The organism is Verminephrobacter aporrectodeae subsp. tuberculatae (assembly GCF_026127385.1).
In the GTDB taxonomy this organism is placed as follows: Bacteria; Pseudomonadota; Gammaproteobacteria; order Burkholderiales; family Burkholderiaceae_C; genus Acidovorax; species Acidovorax aporrectodeae.
This window is the reverse complement of the sequence record NZ_QZCX01000003.1, coordinates 856,652-879,445: the sequence shown is the minus strand read 5'-3', so window position 1 is coordinate 879,445 and position 22,794 is coordinate 856,652. Positions and strand designations below refer to the sequence as shown.

Sequence of the window (22,794 nt, the reverse complement as noted above, 5' to 3'; positions counted from 1 at the left end):
AATGGAGACCGTTGTATGACGAAAGTCCATGCCGACGCGCCATGGTCCACCTTGCTGGGCCTGCTGCGTGGCCACCGCCGGCCCCTGGGGCTGGCGCTCTTGCTGACCCTGGGCGCTGCCACCCTGGAACTGGTTCCCTACGCACTGCTGTGCGAATCGGCCGCGCTGCTGCTCGCGCAGGCAAGGGCGCACGATGTGTGGCGCCTGGTCGGCTGGATGGCACTCGCGCTGGCGGGAAAATATCTGTTGTACGCGCTCGCCTACTTCCTCAGCCACCGCGCCGCCTACCGCGTTCTGATGGACACGCGCCAGGCCCTGGTGCGGCGGCTGGTCTGGGCGCCGCTGACTTGGCTGCAACAGCACGGCTCGGGCGCGCTGAAGCAATTGCTGATGCAGGACGTCGAACGGCTCGAACAGTTCATCGCGCACCACTTGGTGGAGATGACGGCGGCGCTCGTCGCGCCGATCCTGGTGGTCGGCGTGCTGTTGTGGATCGACTGGCGCCTTGCCCTCGCGGCCGTGGCCACCTTGCCGCTGGCGATCCTGCTCCAGTCCATCACCATGCGCAACATGGACCGGTTCATGGCGCAGTACCAGCAGGCGGTCGGCGAGTTGAGCAGCGCCTCGGTCGAGTACCTGCGCAGCATGCCGGTGATGAAAACCTTCCGCCAGAATGCGCGCTCGTTCGGCCGCATGCGCGAGGGACTCGCGCGCTATCACGATCTGGCACGGCGCGTCACGCGCAGCACCGTGCCCGGCTGGTCGATCTTCATGGTGCTGCTCAACGCGAACATCGTGCTCTTGCTGCCCCTGGGGCTGTGGCTGGAACAGCGCCAGCAGATTGGCCTGTCCGAATTGCTGCTCGCGCTGGTGCTCGGCAGCGGCATGCTCAAGCCGCTGTTCAAGCTGATGCGTTTCCAGGCGCAGATCCGTGAAATCCTGGAAGGCATTCGGCGCATGCAGCCCTTGCTCGCGATGCACGAACCCGCGCCGCGGGTGCCCGCCGCGATCGGCCCGCCCGACCTGTGCCTGGACGGCGTGTGCCTTGACTATGGCGCGGCGCCGGTCCTGTCCGAGGTATCGTTTCGCGTTGCCGCGGGACAGGTCACGGCGCTGGTCGGCCCCTCGGGTGCGGGCAAGACCAGCGTCGCGAATGTGCTCGGCGGGCTGATCGAAGCAAATCGCGGCGCAGTCCGTATCGGCGGCGCGCCGCTTTGCGCGCTCAGCGAGGCGCAGCGCGCGGGACTGATCTCGGTGGTCGCCCAGGATGCGTTTCTTTTCCAGGGCAGCCTGCTGGAGAACCTGCGCCTGGTTCGGCCCGACGCGCAGGAAGCGCAGCTGCGCCGCGCACTGCGCATCGCCCAGGCCGAGGCGTTTGTCGATGCGCTCCCCGAGGGCTGGCACACCGGGGTGGGCGAAGCGGGAATCAGCCTGTCGGGCGGTGAGCGCCAGCGCATCGCGGTCGCCCGTGCGCTGCTCGCGGATACGCCGATCCTGGTACTGGACGAGAGTACGGCCTTTGCCGACAGTCGCACCGAGCGGCACTTCTTCCAGGCGCTGCGGGAGGCTTGTCCGGAGAAAACGCTGCTGGTCATCGCCCATCGGCTCTACGCGGTCAAGGACGCTGCGCAGATCGTGGTTTTGCAGGCCGGGCGCCTGCTCGACGCCGGCGATCACGACAGCCTGCTGCGCCGTTGTGCGCTGTACCGGCAGATGTGGGAGGCGCAGGGGCAGGGCGATGCATGGACGCTCCAGCCCGCGCGCGGAGCGGGTCGCAAGGAGGTGGAGCATGGCTGATTTCGTGCAGGCCAGCCTGCGCGTGATTCGCGCCAGCGGCCATTCCCCGGCGCGCATTTATACGGGCCTGGCCTTGCACGTGGCCGAGCGCGCCTGTGCGATTGCGCCGTATTTCCTCGCCTGGTTCTGGCTCTCACGGTCCGCGCCGTTCGGCCCCGGCGTGGCGGGGCCGTGGGCATGGGTGGAGCCGGCGGCATGGCTCGTCCTGCTGGTGCTCGGCCAGATGCTCTTGTCCTACCTGGGCCAGATGAACAATTTCCTCGGCGGCTACGCGCTGACCATCGCCTACCGGGGCCGCCTGATCGATCATCTGCAGCGCTTGCCATTGGGCGTGTTCGGGCGGCAGCGCATCGGCCACCTGGCGTCGGTGATGACCGACGACGTCAAGCGCATGGAGGACGTGTTCACGCATCTGAGCGCCGAATTGCTGGCGTCGATTTCGGTCCCCCTGCTGTTTGCCGCCATGCTGGTCTGGATCGACTGGCGACTGACGCTGGCGCTGCTCGCGACCTGGCCGCTGGCACTCGCGGCCCTCAATGGCGCGAATCGATTCTTTCTCGCGCGTGGTGTGCGCAAGCAGAAGCTGTTTCTGGAGACCAGCGGTCTGATCGTGGAGTTCATTGGCGGCCTGCGCACCTTGCGGCTGTTCCACCGTGCGCAGGCGTGGTTGCAAGGGCTCGATGCGCGCTTTGCGCAGATTCGCCAGCACAGCATGGGGGCCGAGGCCTGGGGCGGCGGTTCGGTGCTGGTGTACCGCATCGTGCTCGAAGGCGGCCTGCTGTTGCTGCTGGCGGTCGCGGGATGGCTCATCGCGCATGCGACGCTCACGCCCCTGACCTGGCTGCTGTTCGTCTTGGTGGCCTGCAAAGTGCTCGACCCGTTGCTCGACGCCGCCGCCTATCTGGTGGAACTGCGCGCGCTGGTGCAAAGCGAGACCCGGCTGCAGCAGTTGCTCGACGAGCCCGTGCTGCAAGAGGGCGGGCGGACCGAGGCACCCCCGGGGTTTGCGGTGTCCTATCGCCACGTGGGCTTCGGATATGGAGCGCAGCGGGTGTTGCACGACATTTCATTCGACGTGCCCGAACAGGGCGTGACGGCGATCGTCGGCCCGTCGGGCGCGGGCAAGAGCACCCTGCTGGAACTGCTCGCGCGTTTCTACGATCCCCAGGAGGGCAGCATTGCGCTCGGCGGCGTCGATCTGCGCGCGTTGTGCAGCGACACGCTCTATCGGCAGCTCGGCTTCGTCTTCCAGGACGTGCAGCTTTTCGACGGCAGCGTGCTCGAGAACGTGCGCGTCGGCCGCGAGGGCGCGAGCGACGCGGAAGTGATCGAGGTCTGCCGTCTCGCGTGTTGCGACGCGTTCGTCCAGCGCTTGCCCGATGGCTACGCCACGCGCATCGGCGAGAACGGCCAGCAACTGTCCGGCGGCGAGCGCCAGCGCCTGTCCATCGCGCGGGCGCTGCTCAAGGACGCGCCGGTGCTGCTGCTCGACGAGGCGACGGCCTCGGTCGATGCGCAATCGCAGCACGAGATCCAGCAGGCGCTCTCGCAGCTGGTCGCCGGGCGCACGGTCATCATGATCGCCCACCGGCTGCCCACCATCCGCCACGCCGACCAGATCCTCGTGCTCGATCAGGGCCGGATACGGGAGCGGGGCACGCATGCGAACCTGCTCGCGCAGGGCGGGCTCTATGCGCAGCTGTGGCGTGCGCAGGAGGCCATGGCGGCGCCGTTGGACGGGGCGTGATGCGGCCCGACGCAGAACGGGTCGCGTGGCATGCGCAGGATGCAGGAGCGATGCCCCTGGAGGGTCTCGGCGCGCCCTTGCACGACGGCGAGGTGAGGATCGTCTGCGCGCCGGTGGCGAGCGCAGCGACCCTGCCGTCGGCGTGGCTCGACGCAGGCGAGCAGCAGCGCTGGCACGCGTACCGGTTCGCCGCCGATCGCCAGCGCCACCATGCGGCGCACGCGCTCAAACGCTGGGTCATCGGGGCGGTGCTCGGCGCGTCGCCGCAGCGCCTGGCATTTGCCGCAGACGCACGCGGCAAGCCCCGGCTGGTGGACGCCGCATTGCATTTCAACCTCTCGCACAGTGGCGCGTGGGTCAGTCTCGCGCTGCGTCGTGACGCCGAGGTCGGCGTTGACGTGGAGCAGGCCCGCGAGCCAGACATCCCGCTGCCATGGCCAGCCATCCGCCACCCTGAAGAGCCGGACCTGACGGACAGCGCATCGTTCCTGAAAGCCTGGACGCTCAAAGAGGCCGTCAGCAAGTGCTGCGGCCAAGGCCTGGCGCTCGATTTCTCGCGCCTGCGCCTGGAACAAACGCAGCGATCGATCGACTGCTACGACGATGCCCGGCGCCACTGGCACGCTTGGCACGCGAGGCTCGATGCCAGCACCCATCTGGCGCTGGCATCGGACGCGGCTTGGCGCCGCCTGCGGTGGTGGCGGCTCAGCCAAGCCGGCGAGCCGCGCTGGGCGGAATGCCAAACTGTTTGTGCAGCGCCGCGCTGAAATGGCTGAGCTCGCCATAACCCGGCAGCGACGCCGGCCGGATGGCCGGGATTCGACACGAAGCACGGGGCGTAGCCCGCGAGCCCGACGTTGGGACGCCAGTGAGGCCGAATTTTCACTGCGCAGTAAATATTCATTTTCAGCAGAAAATTCGGTAAAGTGCGGAAATTCACTGTGCAGTAAACCACCGCAAAGCATGTCAGCACTCACCATGACCGATCAGGAGTTGGTCTCGCGCCTCGTGGATGCGTTGCGCGAGCTTCCCGACGTCCATGTGGATGCCGAGCGCTGGGAACGCCCGGGCGGGCTTGATGCCGCGGTCGATCTGCACGTGGCAGGGAAGTCGCTGGCCGTACTGGTGGAGGCCAAGAAAGCGGTCTATCCCCGTGACGTTCGGCAGGTGATCTGGCAGATCCGGGACGCCAACCGGGCTTGGGCAGGAAGCCATGAAGGCGAGGCTGTGTCGCTGATTGCGGCCGAGTCGATCTCGCCTGGCGCCAAGGAATTGCTCAGGACCGAGGGGGTGGGTTACTACGACAGTGGCGGAAGCCTCTACCTGCCCGCCCCCGGCATCTATCTCTACATCGACAAACCCCCACCCAAGACGCTGGTCAAGTCAATCCGTTCGCTGTTCTCGGGGCGGCGCGCCCAGGTGCTGCACGCGCTGCTCTTTCACCGCCAAGCGTGGTTCGGTGTCACCGAACTGTCCCAGCTCTCGCAGGTGTCGCCAGCCACCGCGTCTCAAGTGCTGACCGAACTGGAACGCTTCGACTGGCTCGCGTCGAGGGGGCAGGGCCCCAACAAGGAGCGCAGCCTCGGGGAGCCTGCCGCACTGCTCGACGCATGGGTCGGGCAGGTGAAGATCGATCGACCGCCCGTGCTGCGCAGGTATTACGTACCGGCGACCAAGTCTGACGCATTGCCAATGCGCGTTGCCGAAGCCTTGGAAGGGCGGGGCGTCGAATACGCCATCAGCCACGAGGCCGCTGCCCAGAAACTGGCGCCCTTCCTGTCCAGCGTGTCGCAGCTGCGTCTGCGGCTGCTGCCCGGGCAGGCCGCCGAAGCCGCCTTGGGCGAACTGGGCGCACGCATGGTCACCGAGGGCACAAACCTGGCCATCATCGAAACCAAGTCGGCAGGCGAACTGCTGTTCCGCGAGCGCCTGGAAGAACTCTGGCTGGCCAGCCCGATCCAGATCTACCTGGACCTGCTGCGCGGCGAAGGCCGCTCGAAGGAAATGGCCGAGCACTTTCGCAAGGAAAGGATCGGCTTCTGATGGCCAAGCCTGCGACGCTCGACGGCTACAGCGACCAGTACACGGTGGACTGCGAGCGCGTCCTGGTGACCCTGCTGCGCGGACTCGGCCCCTGGAAGGACTCCGTCTATTTGGTCGGCGGGCTCACACCGCGATACCTCGTGCCGGCGCGGCCACCCGCCGTGCCTGCACACGCAGGCACCCTGGACGTGGACATCGTGATCGACCTGCAAATCCTGGCCGACACCGATGCGTACCACACGCTGGAGGACAACTTCAAGCGGATGGGTTTCGAGCGCGCAGAAAACGAGCGGCGGCAGAAATTGTCCTGGCGCTGGCAGACCCGCACCGAGCACGGTGCGCTGATGGTGCTGGAATTGCTGGCCGACGCGCCGGACATCGCCGGCGGCAGGGTGCAGCCGCTGCCGACCGAGGGCACGATCTCGGCGCTGAACATTCCGCACGCATCAATCGTCTTCGACCTGCACCAAGTGACGGAAATTCAGGTCGATCTGCTAGGCGACAACGGCGTTGCTACCGAGAAAATCAAGCACGCCAACCTCGTCAGCTTCACCTGCCTGAAGTCGTTCGCGTTCGAGCAGCGCTTCGAGCGCAAGGATGCGCATGACCTGATCTATTGCATCGAGCACGCGCCCGAAGGGCTCGACGCGGCGGCCGCAGCTTTTCGTCAGGAGTTTGCTGGAAGGCACGGTGCCGTGGTCGAAGCCTCGCTGGCGATCCTGCGCAGCCGCTTCGCGGGCGACGAAAGGACCGAGGGCTATCGCAGGGACGGTCCGGTATCGGTCGCCAAGTTCGAACTGGGTGAGGGCGATGGGCCGGAGCAGCGCGAGGCGAGGGCGTTGCGGCAGCGGCAAGCCAGCGATCTCATCGAGCAGTTCCTTCAGAGGGTAGGGCGCGGGGAGGAGTAGGTCGATCGTCCTCACTTGGACGCCCGGGTGAGGTGTCCTCCAGCGTGACTGAGTCTCGAAGAATTCGGCCGAATTCAACGCTTGCATGACGGACCTCCGATGTGCGTGGTGTCAGCGCCCCTTGCCATGCGTGGTCCGAATGGCGCGGGGCGTCGAGACGGAACGGTCCGGTCAGTGCTGGGCACCAAGCCCGAACTGCTGCATGGCGGCGCGCTCCTGCGCAAAGATCTCGCGGCAGGACTGCGCGTACGCGTGCGGGCCGAGGTAGTCGACCTGCTGGTCGTATTCGGCCAGCAGTGCATGGAAGCGGGGGGCGGAAAGCGCTTCCTTGAACGCGTCGTGCAGCACCGACAGCCGGTCCGGCGGCAGTCCGCGCGGTCCGGCCAGGCCGTAGGGCGAATTGGCCACGATGTCGAAGCCGAGTTCGCGCAGCACGGGCACCTGCGGCCAGCGCCGGGAACGCTGCGCGGAGCACAGCGCCAGGAGCCGGAGCGTTCCTGCGTCTACCGCCGGGCCGAAGCCGGTGGAGCTCACCCCGGCCATCACCTGCCCCGAGGCGATCGCGTTCAGCTGTTCCACCGTTCCCTTGTACGGCACGTGGATGTAGCGCAGTCCGCGGGCGGTGAACAGTTTTTCGAGCACGACGTGCGGCGTCGTTGCGACGCCGTTGGTGGCAATGCTCAATTCGCCGGGGTGCGCACGGGCGTACGCGAACAGTTCGTCGAGCGAACGCAGGGGGCTGTCGGTGGCGACCAGGATGCCGAAGCTGACGCTCGAGAGTTGCAGGATCGGCGTCACGTCGCGGATCGGGTCCCACAGCACCTTCTGGAGGTGCGGGACGCGAAACACCGGGTACGGCATCTGGGCGATCGTGTAGCCGTCGGGCCGGGCCTGTTGCAGCACCGGCATCGCGAGCGTGCCGCCGGCGCCGGCGCGGTTCCTGATCGTGAGCACCTGCCCGAGGCCGGGCGAGGCCAGCTCGGCGAGCAGGCGCAATGCAATGTCCGTGGCCGCGCCCGCGGGCCAGGGCACCCACAGGGTCACGGGGTGCGCGGGAAAGTCCCCGGAATCTGCCGCGAGCGCGGCGCGCGGCGGCAACGCGCCCAGCCCCAGCGCGGCCGCGCGGCGCAGCCAGCGCCGTCGGTCGGTCGGGTGCATTGGACGCGCTCGCCGGCGGTCGGCGCTCATGCCCCGTCTCCCCGCCGGGTCAGGCCGCCAAAGCCGCGCTGCGGGTTGTAGCCCCAGCAGGCCAGAAAGAAAAAGACCGTGCCGCAGCCGAGGACGACCCAGGGCGCGAGGCCGGGGTCCTTGCCGTAGAGCGCGAAGCGGATCCATTCCACCGCGTGGGTGAAGGGGTTCAGGCGCGCCAGCTGGTAGACCCACTCGGCCCCCGACTCCTGCAGCTTCCACAGCGGATAGAGCGCGCTCGAGAGGAAATACATCGGGAAGATGACGAAGTTCATCGTTCCGGCGAAGTTCTCCAACTGCCTGATATGCACCGACAGCAGCAGCCCGAGCGCGCCGAGCATCAGCGCGCCGGCGGCCAGCGCCAGCAGCGCGTGCACTGCGGCGAGCGGGTGCAGCGGCAGATCGGTGCCGATCAGCAGCGCCACGGCGACGAAGACCAGCGCCTGCAGCACCGACAGCAGCGCGGTGGCGCAGAGCTTGGAGAACAGCAGCCAGGGACGCGGCAGCGGTGCCGTGAGCAGCAGGCGCATGAGCCCCATCTCGCGGTCGTAGACCATGGCCAGCGAGGACTGCATGCCGTTGAACAACAGCACCATGCCGACCAGGCCCGGCGCGATGTAGACCTCGTAGGGAACATAGGTGTCGTAGGGCGCGACGATGGCCACGCCAAAGACGTTGCGAAACCCCGCGGCGAACACGGCCAGCCACAGCAAGGGGCGCACCAGCGCGGATACCAGGCGGCCGGTCTGCTGCACGAATTTGAGTGTCTCGCGCAGCACGATGGCGCGCAGCGCCTGCAGCGCGTGCGCCGCGCCGTGCCGTCTCAGCGGCGCGCCGGACACAGTGTCTCCGGTGCGTCTGCGCCCAGCGTGTCCAGCGCATTGCCCGGATGCAGAACGCCCTCGATGGGTGCCTGCGCGATCACGCCCTGCCCGTCGCTGAGCAGCATGGTCTGGCGCAGCTGGCCGTCCCAGGGCCGGAAACCCAGGCCCACGCCCTTGGAGCCGTCGAGCGTGACCTGCGCCAGCGTCTGCGCCCAGACCGCGGGCGTTCCCTTGGGCGCCGCCACGGCCGTGGCCGCGAGCGCCTTGCCGGCCATCCAGGAGGCCCAGTCCTGCGCCTGCATCGGGCGCTTGGCCGCCTTGGCGAAGCGGCGCGCGACCTGCGGCGCGCCGTAGCGCTCGAACTGCGCGTGCCAGGCGAGCGCGAGCAGGCCAGCGTCGCCGACCACGGGGCGCGGCAGCATGGTGCGGTAGGGCAGCGTGCGCGCGAATTCGCCGTCGCTGTCGATCACCCACACGGCGTCGTAGCTGCTGCCTGCCGTCAACAGCAGCGGGTTCGCCAGATCGCGTTCGCGCGGGTCGGCCGACAGCTTGAACGGCTTGCTCGCCACGAGTTGCAGCCCATGGCGCCGGATCGACGCCTGCGCCGTCGCCGCGCGCGCCGCGTCCTGCGCGTTCGCGCCGACCAGCAGGAGCAGCTTGTTCCACTTGCGCGCCACCAGCAGCTGCGCGAGCGCGTCGCTGCGCATGCGCTCGCTGGGGATGAGGTGAAACAGACGCGCCCGGCAGTCCTGCTGGCGCAGGCGGTCGGAGGGCTCGCTCAGGTTGAGCACCGGCAGCTTCACCGCGTCGGCCACCGCGAGCGTCCACTCGGCGGGCAGGTCGGTCAGCAGCACGGCCGCGCCGTTCTTCTCGGCCGCCACCGCCGCCGCGCGCGCGGCCTCGATCGAGCCCGCCGAAGCGCTGGCCAGAAGCACCTGCGAACCCGCCGCTTCGAGCTCGAATTGCGCCTCGTCGAGCGCCACGCGCAGGCCGTCGGCGAGTGGGCCGCCGGGGTGCCCGAGGTAGGCGCGCTCGACGCGCCTGCGCTCCATGCGGCGATCGTCCTCGGGCGTGATCAGGGTGGCCCGGAGCTGCGCCGCGCTCACCGCCGCCGCAGCGCCCAGGGTGCTCAGCGCGCAGAGGGCGCAGAGCGCGGTATGGAGCCACGCCGGCAGCGCGCCGGCGGATCGGGGGAGGAAACGTGCTGTGCGCATCGGCGTCATTCCACGATCACCAGCCCGTAGGGCACGCGGCCCACGGGAATGCTCTTGATGGCCTTGGCGCCGGCCACGTCAACGACGGTCACGTCGTCGCTCAGTCCATTGACCACGTAGAGCCGCGCCTGCGCCTGGTCGAGCGTGACGTTCCACGCGCGCTTGCCGACCAGCACCAGGGCGCTGACCTTGCGGCCGGGCACGTCGACGAAGGCCACGTGGTTCGCCCGCCCAAGCCCGACGAAGGCGCGCTGGCCGTCCTTCGTGAACGTGATGCCCACCGGCGTGATGTCCGCGGCGCGCGCGCCCTTGACCTCGAACTTCAGGTTGCCGATCACCTCGTGCGTGGCGGTCGAGACGATGCTCACGTTCGCGCTCAGCTCGTTCGTGACCCATAGCTCCTTGCCGTCGGGCGTGATCGCCATGCGCCGCGGCCGCTTGCCGACGCGGATGTTCTTGAGCAGCTTGCCGCTCGCGGTGTCGATCACGTGCACCAGGCTCGCGACTTCGGACGTGACGTAGAGGGTCTTGCCGTCGGCGCTGACCTTCACGCCTTCCGGCTCCTCACCGACCTTCACCGAGCGCAGCTGCTTGCCGCTGGCCGCGTCGATGAAGCTCGCCTCGCCCGCGTCCTCGTTGGAGACGTAAATGGTCTTGCCGTCGGGCGACAGGTCGAAGGCCTCGGGCTCGTCGCCGAGCGGAATGCGCCGCACCGACTTGCCGCTCGCGGGGTCGATCAGGTCGGCCTCGTTCGAGGAACTGCAGGCCACCATCAGCAGGCGCTGCGGCGTCAGCTGGATATGGCGCGCGCGCTTGCAGGTCGGGATCGTTCCCTTCACGCTGAGCGTTCCCAGGTCGATCAGCGTCAGCGCGTCGTCCTTCTCGCTGGACACGTAGGCCGTGCCCTGCGCCTGCGCGAAGCAAGCCGTGGCGGCCAGCAGCAGCGCGGCAGGAAGGGGGAAAAAGCGGTGTGGCATACGGTGTCTCCAATGGTTTCAATCTTCGGGAACTGCGCGATCTCTCAGGCGGTGCGGGCGATGAAGCCGGCCTCCAGTGTGCGCCCGCCCAGTTCCCGGCCCACTTGCGCGGGCGTTCCGTCCGCGAGCAACCGGCCCTGGTGCAGCACCAGCACGCGGTCGGCCTGCTCGGCTTCTTCGACGCGGTGCGTGGCCCACAGCACGCACAGGCCGCGCTCGCGCACATCCGACACCAGGGCTGCGAGCAGATCCTGGCGCGACTTCGGGTCCAGGCCGACCGTGGCCTCGTCCATGAGCAGCACGGCGGGCGCGTGCAGGCCGGCGCGCACGAGTTCGACCTTGCGCCGGTTGCCGCCCGAGAGCTCGCGCACCTTGCGCTCCAGGTCGGCGTCGATGTTCAGGCGCGCGCAGGCCACCGCGATGCGCTCCAGCGCGAGCCGCCGCGGCAGGCCGTGCAGGTCGGCATGGAACAGCAGATTGCGCCGGATGCTCAGATCCAGGTCCAGCGCGACCTGCTGGAACACGACGCCGATGTTGCGCAGCGCCGCAGCAGCCGAGCGGCGCAGCGAATGGCCGGCCACCTCGACCTCTCCCGCGTCGGCGGCGAACAGGCCGGTGAGCACCTGGAACAGCGTTGACTTGCCGGCCCCGTTGGGACCGAGCAGCGCCGCGAACTGGCCCGCCGGCAGGTGCAGCGACAGCGACTGCAACGCCGTGCGCGCGCCATAGCGCTTGGTCAGGTCGGTGGTGCGCAGCATGGAATGTGGTCGGTGGATTGCGTGGTGGACATGCGGGAGCCTGGGGTTCGGACAGGCAGGTTCCGTGCCCTTCTCCGGCAGGATAAGGGTTTGTGCCGGGGTCCTCGACCCCGGATACCCCGTCAGCGTCTGCGCGGCGCGCTGGCAGCCGCGCGTGCAGGCTTTGACTGTGCGCTTGCCGCGAGACACTTTGCGCCGAATCTGGACGGGCGCACGGCACAAACTTCCACGGGATTTCCCTAGGCCAAGGGCCCCTGCGCCGGCGCGCCAAAAATATCCTTCGGCATTTCCTCTTGGTGTTCTGCCCCGCGAATAGCGGCACAAAATGAAACGGATGCATTTCGCGTCATGGCAAGGCGCAAACCGCAGCGATACCCGTAGGTATCGCGAGGATTTGCAACGCCGCCATGGCGCGAAAGGCGCAGTTTCATGTGCCGCTATTCGCGGGGCAGGACACTAGGGGCCGGGCGCCATCGCCAGGGCCGTGCGCGCGGTGGAAACAGGTGGGCATGGATGTTGCAGTCGGTTGCCCTTGTCCAGCCAATCCAACAAGGAGTCCGGTGGTCGCTGCCCCGGAAGCCAATCGAAGGAGACATGCATGAAAATTTCCCGCCAAGTCCTCGGTCGCCTTGCGCGCCATGTCGGCGCCGCCCTGCTCGCCAGCCTGCCGGCCTGGGCGCTGGCCAACGCCGACGTCGAAAAGAACATCGCCAACCCGAAGAACTGGGCTACCCAGGCGGGCGACATGTTCAACCAGCGCTACAGCAAGCTCCAGCAGATCAACAAGGGCAACGTCGGCAAGATGCAGGTCGCGTGGACCTTCTCCACCGGCGTGCTGCGCGGTCACGAGGGCTCGCCCCTGGTCGTGGACGGAACGATGTATCTGCACTCGCCGTTTCCGAACAAGGTCTTCGCGCTCGACCTCGAAACCCAGAAGATCCTCTGGAAGTACGAACCCAAGCAGGACCAGTCGGTCATCGCCGTCATGTGCTGCGACACCGTGAACCGCGGCCTGGCCTACGCCGAGGGCAAGGTCTTCCTGCAGCAGGCGGACACCACCCTGGTCGCACTGGACGCGAAGACCGGCAAGGTGGTGTGGCAGGTGAAGAACGGCGACCCGAAGCTCGGCGCGACGAACACCAACGCGCCGCACGTCTTCAAGGACAAGGTCATCACCGGAATCAGCGGCGGCGAATTCGGCGTGCGCGGCTTTCTCGTTGCCTACCACATCAAGGACGGCTCGCTCGCCTGGAAGGGCTACAGCACCGGGCCGGACGAGGAGATGCTCATCGACCCCGTCAAGACCATGACTTGGAGCGACGGCAAACTCGCCCCGGTGGGCAAGGACTCCTCGCTCAAGACCTGGAAGGAGGACCAGTGGAAGATCGGCGGCGGCACCACCTGGGGCTGGTACAGCTTTGACAAAGCGACCAACGCCGTGTACTACGGCTCCGGCAATCCCTCGACCTGGAACCCCTCGCAGCGGCCCGGGGACAACAAGTGGTCGATGAGCATCTGGTCGCGCGACGTGGACACCGGCAAGGTCAACTGGGTGTACCAGATGACGCCCTTCGACGAATGGGATTACGACGGTGTGAACGAAATGATCCTTGCGGACATCGACGTCAAGGGCAAGCCGACCAAGGCGCTGGTGCACTTTGACCGCAACGGCTTTGCCTACACGCTGGACCGCGTGAGCGGCGCGCTGCTGGTGGCCGAGAAATACGACCCCAAGGTGAACTGGGCGACGCACGTCGATATGAAGACCGGGCGTCCGCAGGTGGTGGCCAAATACTCGACCGCGCAGAACGGCCCCGACGTGAACACCAAGGGAATCTGCCCCGCGGCGCTGGGCAGCAAGGACCAGCAGCCCGCCTCGTACGACCCGAACACCAAGCTGTTCTACGTGCCGACGAACCATGTCTGCATGGACTACGAGCCGTTCAAGATTGAATACACGGCCGGCCAGCCCTACATCGGCGCGACGCTCTCGATGTACGCCACGCCGGGCAGCCACGGCGGCATGGGCAACTTCATCACCTGGGACGCGGGAACGGGCAAGATCGTGCAGAGCAAGACGGAAAAGTTCTCGGTGTGGAGCGGATCGCTGAACACCGCTGGCGGCATCTCGTGCTACGGCACGCTCGAGGGCTACCTCAAGTGCGTGGACGCAAAGGACATCCGCAAGGAGCTCTTCAAGTTCAAGACGCCTTCGGGAATCATCGGCAACGTATTTACCTACGAGCACAAGGGCAAGCAGTTCATCGGCGTTTTCTCGGGAATCGGCGGCTGGGCCGGCATTGGCATGGCGGCGGGCATAGACCCCGAGAAAAGCACCGAAGGGCTTGGCGCCGTCGGCGGCTACAAGGAACTGAGCCAGTACACCGAACTCGGTGGCTCGCTCACCGTGTTTGCGCTGAACTGAGCCGCAACCGCTCTCATGCCCCGTGCAGGGGGAGCGCTCCAGAGAAGAGGCGCCCCCCGTGTCATCCGATATTCATCCGGGACTGACCCATGCAATTGCGCACGCCAAAGTGGCTACCCGCACTTCTCCTGCTCGCCGGTGTGGCCTGCATACCGGGTGTTGCCGTCGCAGCCGATGATCCGCCCTACAAGGTTACCGACGGCTACAAGGTGGACGCGGAAACCATGCAGGGCTTTCGCGCCTGGCGCGCCGCAGCCTGCGACCGCTGCCACGGCCCGAACCAGGAGGGCTTGGTCGGCCCTTCGCTGATCAACAGCCTGAAGACCTTGAAGAAGGAAGAGTTCATCAAGGTCGTGCGCGACGGGCGCCTCGACAAGGGGATGCAGAGCTTCGGCAACAGCCCCATGGTGATGGACAACATCAACCAGCTCTACGCCTACCTCAAGGGCCGCTCCGACGGCGCAATCACCCGCGCCCGGGTGGAAGAAAAGAAATGAACCTGCGACGCCAACAGCAGACCGGCAGGACTTGGCCCACCGGCCTTCGTGTTCTCATTTGGGCCGCGGCCTGCTGCTGCGCGCCGGCACTGGCGCAGGACGCGCCCGCGGCGCGCCAGGCGCTGCGGGTTTGCCAGGACCCGAACAATCTGCCCTTTTCCAACACCCGGGGCGAGGGCATTGAGAACCGCATCGCCGAGCTGTTCGGCAAGGCGCTCGGGCTTCCCGTCACGTACTACTCGTTTCCGCAGCGCATGGCCTTCTTTCGCAACACGCTGCGCTTCAAGCTGCCCGGGCAGGACTATCCCTGCGACATCGTGATGGGCGTTCCGCTCGGGCTCGACGAGGTCTCGGTCACCAAGCCCTACTACCGCTCGACCTACGCGCTGGTCATTCCCCAGGGCAAGGGCATGGACCACGTGGCCTCTGGCGAGGATTTCCTGAAGCTCGATCCGGCCCGGCTGAGGACGCTGCGCATCGGCGTCTACGACCGCTCGCCGGCCGCGCAATGGCTGGCCCGGCACGGTCTGCTGGAGCAGGCCGTGCCGTACAAGCTCATGAACGCCGACCCGGAACGCTACCCGGGGGAGATCGTCGAAAAGGATTTGGCCGAAGGCCGGCTCGACGCCGTCATCGTCTGGGGGCCGATCGCCGGGTTCTTCGCGCGGCGCGTCAGGGCCCCGGCGCTGGCCGTGCTGCCGCTGAAGTCCGAAAAGGGCGTCCGGCTCGATTACCAGATGGCCATGGGACTGCGCTACGGCGAACGCGCATGGAAGCAGCAGATCGAGCAGCTGATCGAGTCCAAGGCGCCCGAGATCACGGCGATCCTCCAGGAGTACGGCGTTCCGCTGGTCGATGCCTCGTTCGCGGCGCCCGGCGACTGAGCGGGATGCGCCCAATGAGCGGGAACCCCATGCACCGCCTGGCGCTGGCCACCGCTGCGCTGTGCGCCCTGTCCGTTGCGAGCGCATGCGCTCAGGACGCGGCGCCCGACTACTCGCCGGCGGAGCGCCTGCTCTTCATGACGCCGCAGTTGCAAACTCTGCAACCCCCGACCCTGCTGCGCTACCGCTTCAGCCGCAGGGGAAGCCTCGAAGAGCCCTTTGCCGACAGCGTCACCCTGGCCCTGAATGCCCGGGCTGACGGCGGCTGCTGCGCCGCCCGGGGCGTATTCCTGAGCGCAGCGCGCAGGCTGCCCGTGCCCGATGTGCCGCAAGCCGAGGGCAACCCCGTGATCCTCTACTTTCTTGAGCACGACATGCGCGAGATGCAACGCCTCACGCAGGGCGCGCAACGGCATTTCCGCAAACGGCTGCGCCTGGCGATCCAGCAGGGCGGCGCGGTGCGCGACGTGACGCTGCCCTACCAGGGACAAGGGGTCGTCGGGCAGGAGATCGTGCTCAGTCCGTTCCTGGACGATCCGCTCCGGCCAAAGTACGAGAAATTTGCGCGCAAGAGCTACCGCTTCCTGCTCTCGGCGGCGGTTCCCGGCGGGCTGTACGGCATCCGCACCCGGATCCCGGGCGAGGACCCGCAGGCCCGGCCCCTGCTCGTCGAGGAACTTCTCATCGAAGGCGCCGGTGCAATGGACGGCAGTTGGAACGGGCATCCGCCCCCCGAAGAAGAAGGCGCAACCAATCTGGCAGCAACCTGGCAAACACCATGAAGAAAGCGCTCCTCCCCCTGTGTTTTCCCGCTCTGCTGCTGGCCGGGCAGAGCGCCGCGCGCGCGAACGACTTTCCCACCGTGGACCGCGTGCTCTACGTGCAGGAATGCATCGCCGCGCATCCCGGCGTGGGCCGCTTCGAGATGACGAACAAATGCGCGTGCGCGCTCGACGCGCTCGCCAAGGAACTGAAATACGAGGAGTACGTGGCGTTGAGCACCGCCAGCAAGGCGAGCAGCATAGGCGGCGAGCGCGGCAGCTACATCCGCGATGCGGCGCAGTTGCAGGCGGGGATCAAGCGCTACCGCGCGCTCCAGGCGAGGACCGAAAAAGCCTGCTTCATCGGCGCGCCCGACTGAGCCCGCACCGGCGCAGCCGCCATGGATAGCGAAGAACGACTCCAGGACTGGCGCCATCTTGCGCTGCGGCTCGAGGGCGAGGTCGCGAAAGCGCTGATCGGGCAGCCGCAGACGATCCGTTTGATCAACGTCGCGCTGTTCGCGCGCGGCCACGTGCTGCTCGAAGGCGACGTGGGGGTCGGCAAGACGACGCTGCTGCGCGCCTTTGCGCGCGCCATTGGCGGCGAGTTCGAGCGGGTCGAGGGGACGGTCGATCTGATGCCGGGCGACCTCGTCTACCACAGCCACGTCGATGCCCGGGGCCGCCCGCGCATCGACCCGGGGCCCTTGCTGCGCCACGGCGAGCGCTTGGTCAGTTTCTTCTTCAACGAGATCAACCGCGCGCGGCCGCAGGTGCAGTCGCTGCTGCTGCGCGCCATGGCCGAGCGCACGCTGAGCGCCTTCGACCGCGAATACCGTTTTCCGCACATGACGGTGTTCGCCGACCGCAACCGGGTCGAGCGCGAGGAAACCTTCGAGCTCGCGTCGGCGGCGCGCGACCGCTTCATGTTCGAGCTGAACATGCCCACGCCCGGCGCGCGCGACGTCCGCCGCGCGCTCGTGTTCGACACCGCGTTCCACGACACCGACCACCTGCTCGAACAGGTCGCGCCGGCGATCCTGCCCTGGGAGCGGCTCAACGCCGTCGCCGCGCAGGTGCAGCGCAGCGTGCACGCGAGCGACGCCATCGAGCGCTATGTGCTCGCGCTGTGGCAGGCCAGCGAGACGCCGCAGAAGTTCGGCATCCGCCTGGACGGTGTCGATATGGAGCGCCTGATCCTCGCCGGCGCCAGCCCGCGTGGAATGAGCGCGTTGCTGCGCGCGGCGCGCACGCTGGCCTGGCTCGAAGAGCGCAGGCATCTGGAGCCCGGCGATCTCGCGGCGGTGTTGCCCGCGGTGCTCGGGCACCGGATCTTCTTCACGCCGGTCTACGAACTGCACCGGGCCGAGCTGTCGCAGGCGCTGCTTGCGCAGATCATGGACAAGATCGCCGTGCCCTGAAAGACCCCGAGACCGCGATGCAGCGCAGCGACGAATTCCACTATCGGCTGCCGCGCCGCTTCGGCGGCTGGCGTCCGGGCGCGCAGCGCGGAACGAGCCAGGGCGGCGGGCAGGAGTTCGCCGCGCACCGGCGCCTGTTCGACTACCCCGATCCGCGGCGCATCGACCTGCGCGCGAGCGTGCGCGACCCGCGCAACGGGTGGTTGGTGCGCGTGCAGCGGCTGCGCGTGGCGATTCGCGTGCACGCCGTGGTCGATGTCTCGGCGTCGATGCACTTCGGCGCCGGGCGGCGCAAGCTCGACGTGGTCGCCGACTTCGTCGAAGCCCTGGGGCACAGCGCGTTTCGCGCGGGCGACGCGCTGGGCCTGCTGGCGTTCGATGGGCACGCACGCGAGGACCTGTTCGTTGCGGCGCGGCACAGCCGCGGCAACGCCAGCCTGATGGCGCAGATGCTGCGCGACTGCCGCACGGCGCCGACCCAGGGCTGCGCTGCGCAGGCCCTGCGGCGGGTCAGCGAGCGCCTGGCCGGGCGCGACGGCCTGGTGTTTCTGGTCTCCGATTTTCATTGGCCGATCGCCACGCTCGGTGCATTGCTCGACCGGTTCGCGCCCGCCTGCGTGGTTCCACTCGTGCTCTGGGACCCGGCGGAAACCGAGCCGCCGCGCGCCAGCGCGCTGCTCGCCCTGCGCGACGCAGAAACCGGCGCGCAGCGCAGCCTGTGGATGCGCGCGGCGCTGCGCACGCGCTGGCGCGCGGCCGTCGCGGCCCGGCGCGCGGAACTCGCCGCCCTGTTCGACGCGCACGGCACGCCGGCCCTGCATTTGCATGGCCGCTTCGACGCCGAGGCCCTGAGCCGCTACTTTCTTGAGGGCGCGGCATGAGGGTGAGGGCCGTCCGGGCGCTGGCGCTGTGCGCCGGCCTCGTGCCAGGCGCCGCGCCGGCGCAGGACACGGCGGCCACCGCCGCGGCCACCGTCGAACAACCGCGCAGCTTCGGCCATGTGCTCGGCGACGTTCTCACGCAGCGCGTGCTGCTCGAACACGCGGGCCGGCCGCTGACTCCCCGCAGCCTGCCCACTGCGGCGCGGGTCGATCTCTGGTTCGAGCGCCGTCCCGCGCGCGTCGAAACCGACGCGCAGGGGCGGCGCTGGCTGGTGCTCGACTACCAGCTCATGAACGCACCCCGGGCGCTGAGCGCCGTCGCGCTGCCGGCGCTGCGCCTTGCGAGCCGTTCGGGACCGACCCTTGCGCTGCCCGCATGGCCGGTCAGCATCGCCCCGCTGACGCCCGCGCAGGCCTTCGGCACAGGCGATTTGCAGCCGCTGCGCCCCGATCGGCCGATCGCCCCGCTGCCGACCGCGGCCATCGAGCGGCAAGCGTGGCTCGCGCTCGCCGCCCTGCTCGGCGTGCTCCTGGCCTGGATGGCTTGGTGCGTCTGGCGCAACACGTGGGAAGCCAGGCGCCTGCCGTTCGCGCAGGCCTGGCGCGCGCTCCGGCGCATCGACGACCCCGCGGGCGCGCAGGCCTGGCGCATCGTGCACCGTGCGCTGAACAGCTGCGCGGGGCGGGTGGTGCACGGCGGCGCCAGCCTGCACCGGTTCCTGGACCAGGCGCCCCATCTGCGGCCGCTGCAGGCGCAGCTCGAAGACTTCTACCGCGCGTCCACGCAGCGTTTTTTCGCGCTCGACGCTGCGCAGACCACTCCGCCCTATCCGCTGGCGCCCCTGTCCCGGGCTCTGCGCGACGCGGAAGAACGCCATCGGCGCTGAAACCCATGCGCCTGGACTTCGCCCAGCCCTGGGTGCTCGCGCTGCTGCCGCTCGCGCTGCTGCCGCTGCTGCGCAGGCGCCGCGATACCCTGCGCTTCTCCTGCATCGCCTGGCTGCCGGCGGACCCCGTCGGGCGCGCGCTCGGCGTCCTCTGGCGCAGCCTGGCGTGCGCGGCCCTGGCCGGCACGCTGCTCGGACTCGCCGGCCCCGGGCAGCCGGGGGCGCAGTTGCAGCGCACCGGGCGCGGCGCGGAAGTGCTGATCCTGCTGGACCGCAGCAGCAGCATGGACGCCAGCGTGCACACCAACGGCCTGCAAACCGCGGGCCGCATGTCGCACGAACCCAAGGCCCAGGTCGTGCGGGAGCTGCTGGGCGAATTCGTCAGCAAGCGGCCGGACGATCGCTTTGCCTTCATGACCTTCAGCACGGTGCCGATCATGGCGGTGCCCTTCACGCACAAGAGCGACACGGTGCAGGCCGCGCTCGCCGCCACAGCCATTGGCCGCGGTCTGCCCGAGACCCGCATGGGCGACGCGCTGCTCGCCGCCATCGACGAGTTCGCGCCGCGCAGCTACTCGGGCAGCCGCGTGATCCTGATCGTCTCCGACGGCGGCGCCCAGCTCGACGAGGCCACGCGCCGGCGCATCCGCGCCGGGCTGGCGCACGAGAAGATCGCGCTGTACTGGATCTACGTGCGCAGCGGTCCGAACGCGCCGAATCTCGACACCGACGAGGCGGCAAACGCCTACGGCCTCGGCGAGGAACTGGCGCTGCATGCGTTCTTCAAGACCTTGGGCACGCCCTACCGGCTGTACCAGGCGGACGACTCGAACGCGATCGCCGCCGCCATGGCCGAGATCGACCGGCAGCAGAACTTCCCGCTCACGATCCACGAGCGGGTGCCGCGGCGCGACCACGCCGGCGCCTGCTACTTGGTGGCCCTGGCGTGCTGCGCCGGTCTGCTCGCCTTCCGGGCGCTGCAATGGCAAAGCTGGGAGGCCACCGCATGAAGCGGCGCAGTGCCCATCTGCTCTTCGGGCTGCTGAGCCTGTGCTGCGCCGGCGTGGCGCTCGAGCGCGGACTGCAGCTGCGCCAGACCCTGGAGCGCAATGCGCAGCTCGTGCGCATTGCGGCCGCGGGCCCGGGTGCGGCGCCCGTTGCGCGCCCGGCGGCGCGCGAGCTCCAACTCGCGTTGGCATTGGCGCAGGCGCAGGCCGGCAGGTACGAGGCCGCGCGCGAGGGCTATGGCGCGCTGATCCAGGCCGGCGCACGCGACCCGCTGGCGCAGCAGGCGCTGTTCAATCTCGGCAACCTGTATCTGCGGCAGGGACTGGCGCAGGGCGCCGACGCGCTGCCGCTGATCGAACTGGGTAAGCAGCGGCTGCGCGAGCTGCTGCGCGCCGCGCCGCAGGACTGGGACGCGCGCTACAACCTGGAACGCGCGCTGCGGCTGGCGCCGGAAGAGGACGCGGACTTCCCCGCGGAACAACCGCCGGGCGCAAGGCCCCGCGTCCGGATTCCGGGCTTTGTCACCGGAGACCTGCCGTGACGCCCACCGCGCTGCGGCGCTGGCGCAGCGCCTGGCAGCGCATGCGCGCAGCTTGGCCGCTGGCGCTGGCCATGCTGCTGCTGGCGCTGGCGGTCTGGCCGCCACGCGTGCAGTGGCAGCGGCCGGTGTTCCACTGGCAGGTCAGCTTCGACATCACGCAGAGCATGAACGTCGAGGACGTACAACTCGGCGACGCCCGGGTCAGCCGGCTGACCCTGGCGCGCGCGGCGATGCGCGATGCGCTGGCCGCGCTGCCCTGCGGCTCCCGCGTGGGGTGGAGCGTTTTTGCCGACTACCGCTCGCTGATGATCCTCGCGCCGCTCGAGGTTTGCAGCCATTACGAGGAACTGCTGGCCACGCTCGAGCGCATCGGCGAGCGCATGCGCTGGGCGAACGCGAGCAACATCAGCAAGGGGGTGGGCTGGGCCGTGCGCGGCGCCCGGAGCATGGGCCCGGGAACCGCCTTCGTTTTCCTCAGCGACGGCCAGGAGGCACCGCCGCTGCGCGCCAACGACGCGCCGCCGATGGCGGACATCACGCCCGGCGAGGTCAAGGGCTGGCTGATCGGCGTCGGCGGCGACGCGCCGGTGCCCATCCCCCGCACCGACGGCAGCGGCCAGGCTGCCGGCTACTGGAGACCCGGGGACGTGGTGCAGGGCGCGGCGGGCAGGAGCGAGCATCTTTCCTCGCTGCGCGAGGAGCACCTCAGAACGCTGGCCGGACTCGTCGGCGCGGACTACCGGCGCCTGCACACGGCGCACGCGCTCCGGGATGCCCTGCTCGACCGCCGCTTCGCGCAGAGCCAGCCGGCGGACGTCGATCTGCGCTGGATCCCGGCGCTGCTGGCGCTGTTGCTGCTGGTCTGGTGCTTTGCGCCGGATATCGGCCCGCTGATCGCGCGCCGCAGCGCTACGCGCCCGGCGTGAGGCGGCGCGAGTTGGCGCGGTCGCGGAACACCAGCGGATGCTCGGGCACGCGTTCCGCTGCCTGCCGTACCGCCTGCTGCACCCGGTGGTGTTCGGGGCTCTTGGCGCACGCCGGGTCGGCGGCGGCCGCGTCCCCGGCCAGCAGGTAGGCCTGGCAGCGGCAGCCGCCCAGGTCCTGCTCGCGCTGCGCGCAGCTTGCGCAGGGCTCCTGCATCCAAGCCGTTCCGCGAAAGCGGTTGAAGCCCTCGGAATCGAACCAGATCTCGCGCAGGCCGTGCGCGCGCACGTTGGGGAATTCCAGGCCGGGAAGCATCCTGGCCGTATGGCAGGGCAGGGCCGTTCCGTCCGGCGCCACGGTCAGGAACATGCTGCCCCAGCCGTTCACGCATTTCTTGGCCCGGCCCTCGTGGTAGTCGGGCGCGACGAAGAAGATGCGCATGCGCTCGCCGAGCCGGGCGCGCCAGGCGTTGGTGACTTCCTCGGCGTGTCGCAGCTGCTCGTGGGTGGGCAGCAGATGCGCGCGATTCACGAGGGCCCACGAGTAGTACTGGGTGTTTGCGAGCTCAAGGTATTCGGCGCCCATGGCGTGCGCCATGGCGATGATGCGCTCGATGTGCCCGATGTTCATGCGGTGGAGCACCACGTTCAGCACCATCGGCCAGCCCTGGTCCCGGATGATCCGCGCCACCCGGCTTTTGAGGTCGAAGGTCCGGGTGTGCGAGAGGAAGTCGTTCATCTCGCGCGTGGAATCCTGGAACGAGAGCTGCACGTGGTCCAGCCCGGCGGCCTTCAATGCGGCGGCACGCTGCGTGCTCAGCCCGACGCCGGAGGTCAACAGGTTGCTGTAGTAGCCCAGGCGACTGGCCTCGGCAACGATGGTTTCGAGGTCCTCGCGCAGCAGCGGTTCGCCGCCCGACAGGCCGCACTGCACCGCGCCGAGCGCGCGGCCCTCGCGCAGCACGCGCAGCCAGTCCTCGGTGCCCAGCTCGCTGTCGCGCTGCGCAAAATCGACCGGGTTGAAGCAGAACACGCAGTGCAGCGGGCAGCGGTAGGTCAACTCGGCGAGCAGCCAGAGCGGGGGGCCGGGGCGCGGTGCCTGCGTCATGT

Annotated in this window: 23 protein-coding genes; 16 read left to right on the top strand and 7 right to left on the bottom strand. The window is 68.8% G+C overall.

Features of this window, described 5'->3' with window-relative positions:
- The first annotated feature begins 15 nt into the window (after positions 1-15).
- From D5041_RS19015 to D5041_RS18995, 5 genes are all read left to right on the top strand, one after another.
- Complete coding sequence (locus D5041_RS19015; RefSeq protein WP_265285479.1) at positions 16-1,797, top strand: ABC transporter ATP-binding protein; 1,782 nt, start codon at positions 16-18, stop codon at positions 1,795-1,797.
- On the top strand, positions 1,790-3,544 hold the full coding sequence (locus tag D5041_RS19010) for an ABC transporter ATP-binding protein (protein WP_265285478.1): 1,755 nt from the start codon (positions 1,790-1,792) through the stop codon (positions 3,542-3,544). The genes D5041_RS19015 and D5041_RS19010 overlap by 8 nt, the downstream gene beginning before the upstream one ends.
- Positions 3,545-3,594: 50 nt before the next feature.
- Positions 3,595-4,311 carry a 4'-phosphopantetheinyl transferase family protein gene (locus tag D5041_RS19005; protein ID WP_265285477.1) on the top strand — a complete coding sequence of 239 codons (717 nt, stop codon included), beginning with the start codon at positions 3,595-3,597 and terminating at the stop codon, positions 4,309-4,311.
- 211 nt (positions 4,312-4,522) lie between these two features.
- Positions 4,523-5,587, top strand: a complete 1,065-nt coding sequence (locus D5041_RS19000; protein WP_265285476.1) for a type IV toxin-antitoxin system AbiEi family antitoxin — start codon at positions 4,523-4,525, stop codon at positions 5,585-5,587.
- Positions 5,587-6,495 carry a hypothetical protein gene (locus D5041_RS18995; RefSeq protein WP_010104246.1) on the top strand — a complete coding sequence of 303 codons (909 nt, stop codon included), beginning with the start codon at positions 5,587-5,589 and terminating at the stop codon, positions 6,493-6,495. The genes D5041_RS19000 and D5041_RS18995 overlap by 1 nt, the downstream gene beginning before the upstream one ends.
- A gap of 171 nt (positions 6,496-6,666) precedes the next feature.
- Here the strand turns inward: D5041_RS18995 and D5041_RS18990 are convergent, their stop codons facing one another.
- The 6 genes from D5041_RS18990 to D5041_RS18965 form a co-directional block, all read right to left on the bottom strand.
- A complete protein-coding gene (locus tag D5041_RS18990) occupies positions 6,667-7,653 on the bottom strand; it encodes a tripartite tricarboxylate transporter substrate binding protein (protein WP_265285475.1) in 987 nt (328 codons plus the stop codon).
- Positions 7,654-7,679: 26 nt separating this feature from the next.
- Entirely contained in the window at positions 7,680-8,525 is an 846-nt protein-coding gene (gene pedC, locus D5041_RS18985; protein WP_265285474.1) for a lanthanide ABC transporter permease protein PedC, read from the bottom strand.
- Entirely contained in the window at positions 8,507-9,721 is a 1,215-nt protein-coding gene (locus D5041_RS18980) for a type 1 periplasmic-binding domain-containing protein (RefSeq protein ID WP_265285473.1), read from the bottom strand. The genes pedC and D5041_RS18980 overlap by 19 nt, the downstream gene beginning before the upstream one ends.
- 5 nt (positions 9,722-9,726) lie before the next feature.
- Positions 9,727-10,698 (bottom strand): PQQ-dependent catabolism-associated beta-propeller protein, encoded by a 972-nt coding sequence (locus D5041_RS18975; RefSeq protein ID WP_265285472.1) that lies wholly within the window; start codon positions 10,696-10,698, stop codon positions 9,727-9,729.
- A gap of 44 nt (positions 10,699-10,742) precedes the next feature.
- Complete coding sequence (gene pedB, locus D5041_RS18970; RefSeq protein WP_265259033.1) at positions 10,743-11,456, bottom strand: lanthanide ABC transporter ATP-binding protein PedB/LutE; 714 nt, start codon at positions 11,454-11,456, stop codon at positions 10,743-10,745.
- 239 nt (positions 11,457-11,695) lie between these two features.
- Complete coding sequence (locus D5041_RS18965; protein ID WP_138927769.1) at positions 11,696-11,887, bottom strand: hypothetical protein; 192 nt, start codon at positions 11,885-11,887, stop codon at positions 11,696-11,698.
- Between the two features lie 167 nt (positions 11,888-12,054).
- Between D5041_RS18965 and D5041_RS18960 the strand changes: the two genes are divergently transcribed.
- The 11 genes from D5041_RS18960 to D5041_RS18910 all read left to right on the top strand — a co-directional run bounded on the left by D5041_RS18960 (position 12,055) and on the right by D5041_RS18910 (position 21,687).
- Positions 12,055-13,881 (top strand): methanol/ethanol family PQQ-dependent dehydrogenase, encoded by a 1,827-nt coding sequence (locus D5041_RS18960; RefSeq protein ID WP_010100417.1) that lies wholly within the window; start codon positions 12,055-12,057, stop codon positions 13,879-13,881.
- An 89-nt stretch (positions 13,882-13,970) separates the two neighbouring features.
- The gene (locus D5041_RS18955; protein WP_010100416.1) at positions 13,971-14,378 is read left to right on the top strand and encodes a c-type cytochrome; all 408 of its coding nucleotides are present in this window, start codon (positions 13,971-13,973) and stop codon (positions 14,376-14,378) included.
- Positions 14,375-15,262 (top strand): quinoprotein dehydrogenase-associated putative ABC transporter substrate-binding protein, encoded by an 888-nt coding sequence (locus D5041_RS18950; protein WP_010100415.1) that lies wholly within the window; start codon positions 14,375-14,377, stop codon positions 15,260-15,262. The genes D5041_RS18955 and D5041_RS18950 overlap by 4 nt, the downstream gene beginning before the upstream one ends.
- 14 nt (positions 15,263-15,276) lie before the next feature.
- Positions 15,277-16,044, top strand: coding sequence for a hypothetical protein (locus tag D5041_RS18945; RefSeq protein ID WP_265285471.1), 768 nt, complete (start codon positions 15,277-15,279; stop codon positions 16,042-16,044).
- Complete coding sequence (locus tag D5041_RS18940; protein WP_010100413.1) at positions 16,041-16,403, top strand: hypothetical protein; 363 nt, start codon at positions 16,041-16,043, stop codon at positions 16,401-16,403. Before D5041_RS18945 ends, D5041_RS18940 begins: the two co-directional genes overlap by 4 nt.
- Before the next feature lie 21 nt (positions 16,404-16,424).
- Positions 16,425-17,444, top strand: a complete 1,020-nt coding sequence (locus D5041_RS18935; RefSeq protein ID WP_010100411.1) for an AAA family ATPase — start codon at positions 16,425-16,427, stop codon at positions 17,442-17,444.
- A gap of 17 nt (positions 17,445-17,461) precedes the next feature.
- Positions 17,462-18,325 carry a DUF58 domain-containing protein gene (locus D5041_RS18930; protein ID WP_265259029.1) on the top strand — a complete coding sequence of 288 codons (864 nt, stop codon included), beginning with the start codon at positions 17,462-17,464 and terminating at the stop codon, positions 18,323-18,325.
- Positions 18,322-19,212, top strand: a complete 891-nt coding sequence (locus D5041_RS18925; protein ID WP_265259028.1) for a calcium incorporation protein MxaA — start codon at positions 18,322-18,324, stop codon at positions 19,210-19,212. The genes D5041_RS18930 and D5041_RS18925 overlap by 4 nt, the downstream gene beginning before the upstream one ends.
- 5 nt (positions 19,213-19,217) lie before the next feature.
- A complete protein-coding gene (locus D5041_RS18920) occupies positions 19,218-20,222 on the top strand; it encodes a vWA domain-containing protein (protein WP_265285470.1) in 1,005 nt (334 codons plus the stop codon).
- On the top strand, positions 20,219-20,761 hold the full coding sequence (locus D5041_RS18915) for a hypothetical protein (RefSeq protein ID WP_010105372.1): 543 nt from the start codon (positions 20,219-20,221) through the stop codon (positions 20,759-20,761). Before D5041_RS18920 ends, D5041_RS18915 begins: the two co-directional genes overlap by 4 nt.
- Positions 20,758-21,687, top strand: coding sequence for a vWA domain-containing protein (locus D5041_RS18910; RefSeq protein WP_265285469.1), 930 nt, complete (start codon positions 20,758-20,760; stop codon positions 21,685-21,687). Before D5041_RS18915 ends, D5041_RS18910 begins: the two co-directional genes overlap by 4 nt.
- Here D5041_RS18910 and pqqE read toward each other — a convergent pair.
- A complete protein-coding gene (pqqE, locus tag D5041_RS18905) occupies positions 21,671-22,792 on the bottom strand; it encodes a pyrroloquinoline quinone biosynthesis protein PqqE (protein ID WP_265285468.1) in 1,122 nt (373 codons plus the stop codon). The genes D5041_RS18910 and pqqE overlap by 17 nt on opposite strands.
- Positions 22,793-22,794: the final 2 nt, after the last annotated feature.

Excerpts from the sequence above, each read along its gene's own strand:
- D5041_RS18945 (WP_265285471.1), top strand. The coding sequence starts at position 15,277 with ATGAGCGGGAACCCCATGCACCGCCTGGCGCTGGCCACCGCTGCGCTG.
- D5041_RS19005 (WP_265285477.1), top strand. The coding sequence starts at position 3,595 with ATGCCCCTGGAGGGTCTCGGCGCGCCCTTGCACGACGGCGAGGTGAGG.
- D5041_RS18935 (WP_010100411.1), top strand. The coding sequence starts at position 16,425 with ATGGATAGCGAAGAACGACTCCAGGACTGGCGCCATCTTGCGCTGCGG.
- pedB (WP_265259033.1), bottom strand. The coding sequence starts at position 11,456 with ATGCTGCGCACCACCGACCTGACCAAGCGCTATGGCGCGCGCACGGCG.
- pqqE (WP_265285468.1), bottom strand. The coding sequence starts at position 22,792 with ATGACGCAGGCACCGCGCCCCGGCCCCCCGCTCTGGCTGCTCGCCGAG.
- D5041_RS18975 (WP_265285472.1), bottom strand. The coding sequence starts at position 10,698 with ATGCCACACCGCTTTTTCCCCCTTCCTGCCGCGCTGCTGCTGGCCGCC.
- D5041_RS19015 (WP_265285479.1), top strand. The coding sequence starts at position 16 with ATGACGAAAGTCCATGCCGACGCGCCATGGTCCACCTTGCTGGGCCTG.
- D5041_RS19010 (WP_265285478.1), top strand. The coding sequence starts at position 1,790 with ATGGCTGATTTCGTGCAGGCCAGCCTGCGCGTGATTCGCGCCAGCGGC.
- D5041_RS18995 (WP_010104246.1), top strand. The coding sequence starts at position 5,587 with ATGGCCAAGCCTGCGACGCTCGACGGCTACAGCGACCAGTACACGGTG.
- D5041_RS18960 (WP_010100417.1), top strand. The coding sequence starts at position 12,055 with ATGAAAATTTCCCGCCAAGTCCTCGGTCGCCTTGCGCGCCATGTCGGC.
- D5041_RS18950 (WP_010100415.1), top strand. The coding sequence starts at position 14,375 with ATGAACCTGCGACGCCAACAGCAGACCGGCAGGACTTGGCCCACCGGC.
- D5041_RS18920 (WP_265285470.1), top strand. The coding sequence starts at position 19,218 with ATGCGCCTGGACTTCGCCCAGCCCTGGGTGCTCGCGCTGCTGCCGCTC.
- D5041_RS18925 (WP_265259028.1), top strand. The coding sequence starts at position 18,322 with ATGAGGGTGAGGGCCGTCCGGGCGCTGGCGCTGTGCGCCGGCCTCGTG.
- D5041_RS19000 (WP_265285476.1), top strand. The coding sequence starts at position 4,523 with ATGACCGATCAGGAGTTGGTCTCGCGCCTCGTGGATGCGTTGCGCGAG.
- D5041_RS18980 (WP_265285473.1), bottom strand. The coding sequence starts at position 9,721 with ATGCGCACAGCACGTTTCCTCCCCCGATCCGCCGGCGCGCTGCCGGCG.
- D5041_RS18965 (WP_138927769.1), bottom strand. The coding sequence starts at position 11,887 with ATGAAACTGCGCCTTTCGCGCCATGGCGGCGTTGCAAATCCTCGCGAT.
- D5041_RS18940 (WP_010100413.1), top strand. The coding sequence starts at position 16,041 with ATGAAGAAAGCGCTCCTCCCCCTGTGTTTTCCCGCTCTGCTGCTGGCC.
- D5041_RS18955 (WP_010100416.1), top strand. The coding sequence starts at position 13,971 with ATGCAATTGCGCACGCCAAAGTGGCTACCCGCACTTCTCCTGCTCGCC.
- D5041_RS18930 (WP_265259029.1), top strand. The coding sequence starts at position 17,462 with ATGCAGCGCAGCGACGAATTCCACTATCGGCTGCCGCGCCGCTTCGGC.
- D5041_RS18990 (WP_265285475.1), bottom strand. The coding sequence starts at position 7,653 with ATGCACCCGACCGACCGACGGCGCTGGCTGCGCCGCGCGGCCGCGCTG.
- D5041_RS18915 (WP_010105372.1), top strand. The coding sequence starts at position 20,219 with ATGAAGCGGCGCAGTGCCCATCTGCTCTTCGGGCTGCTGAGCCTGTGC.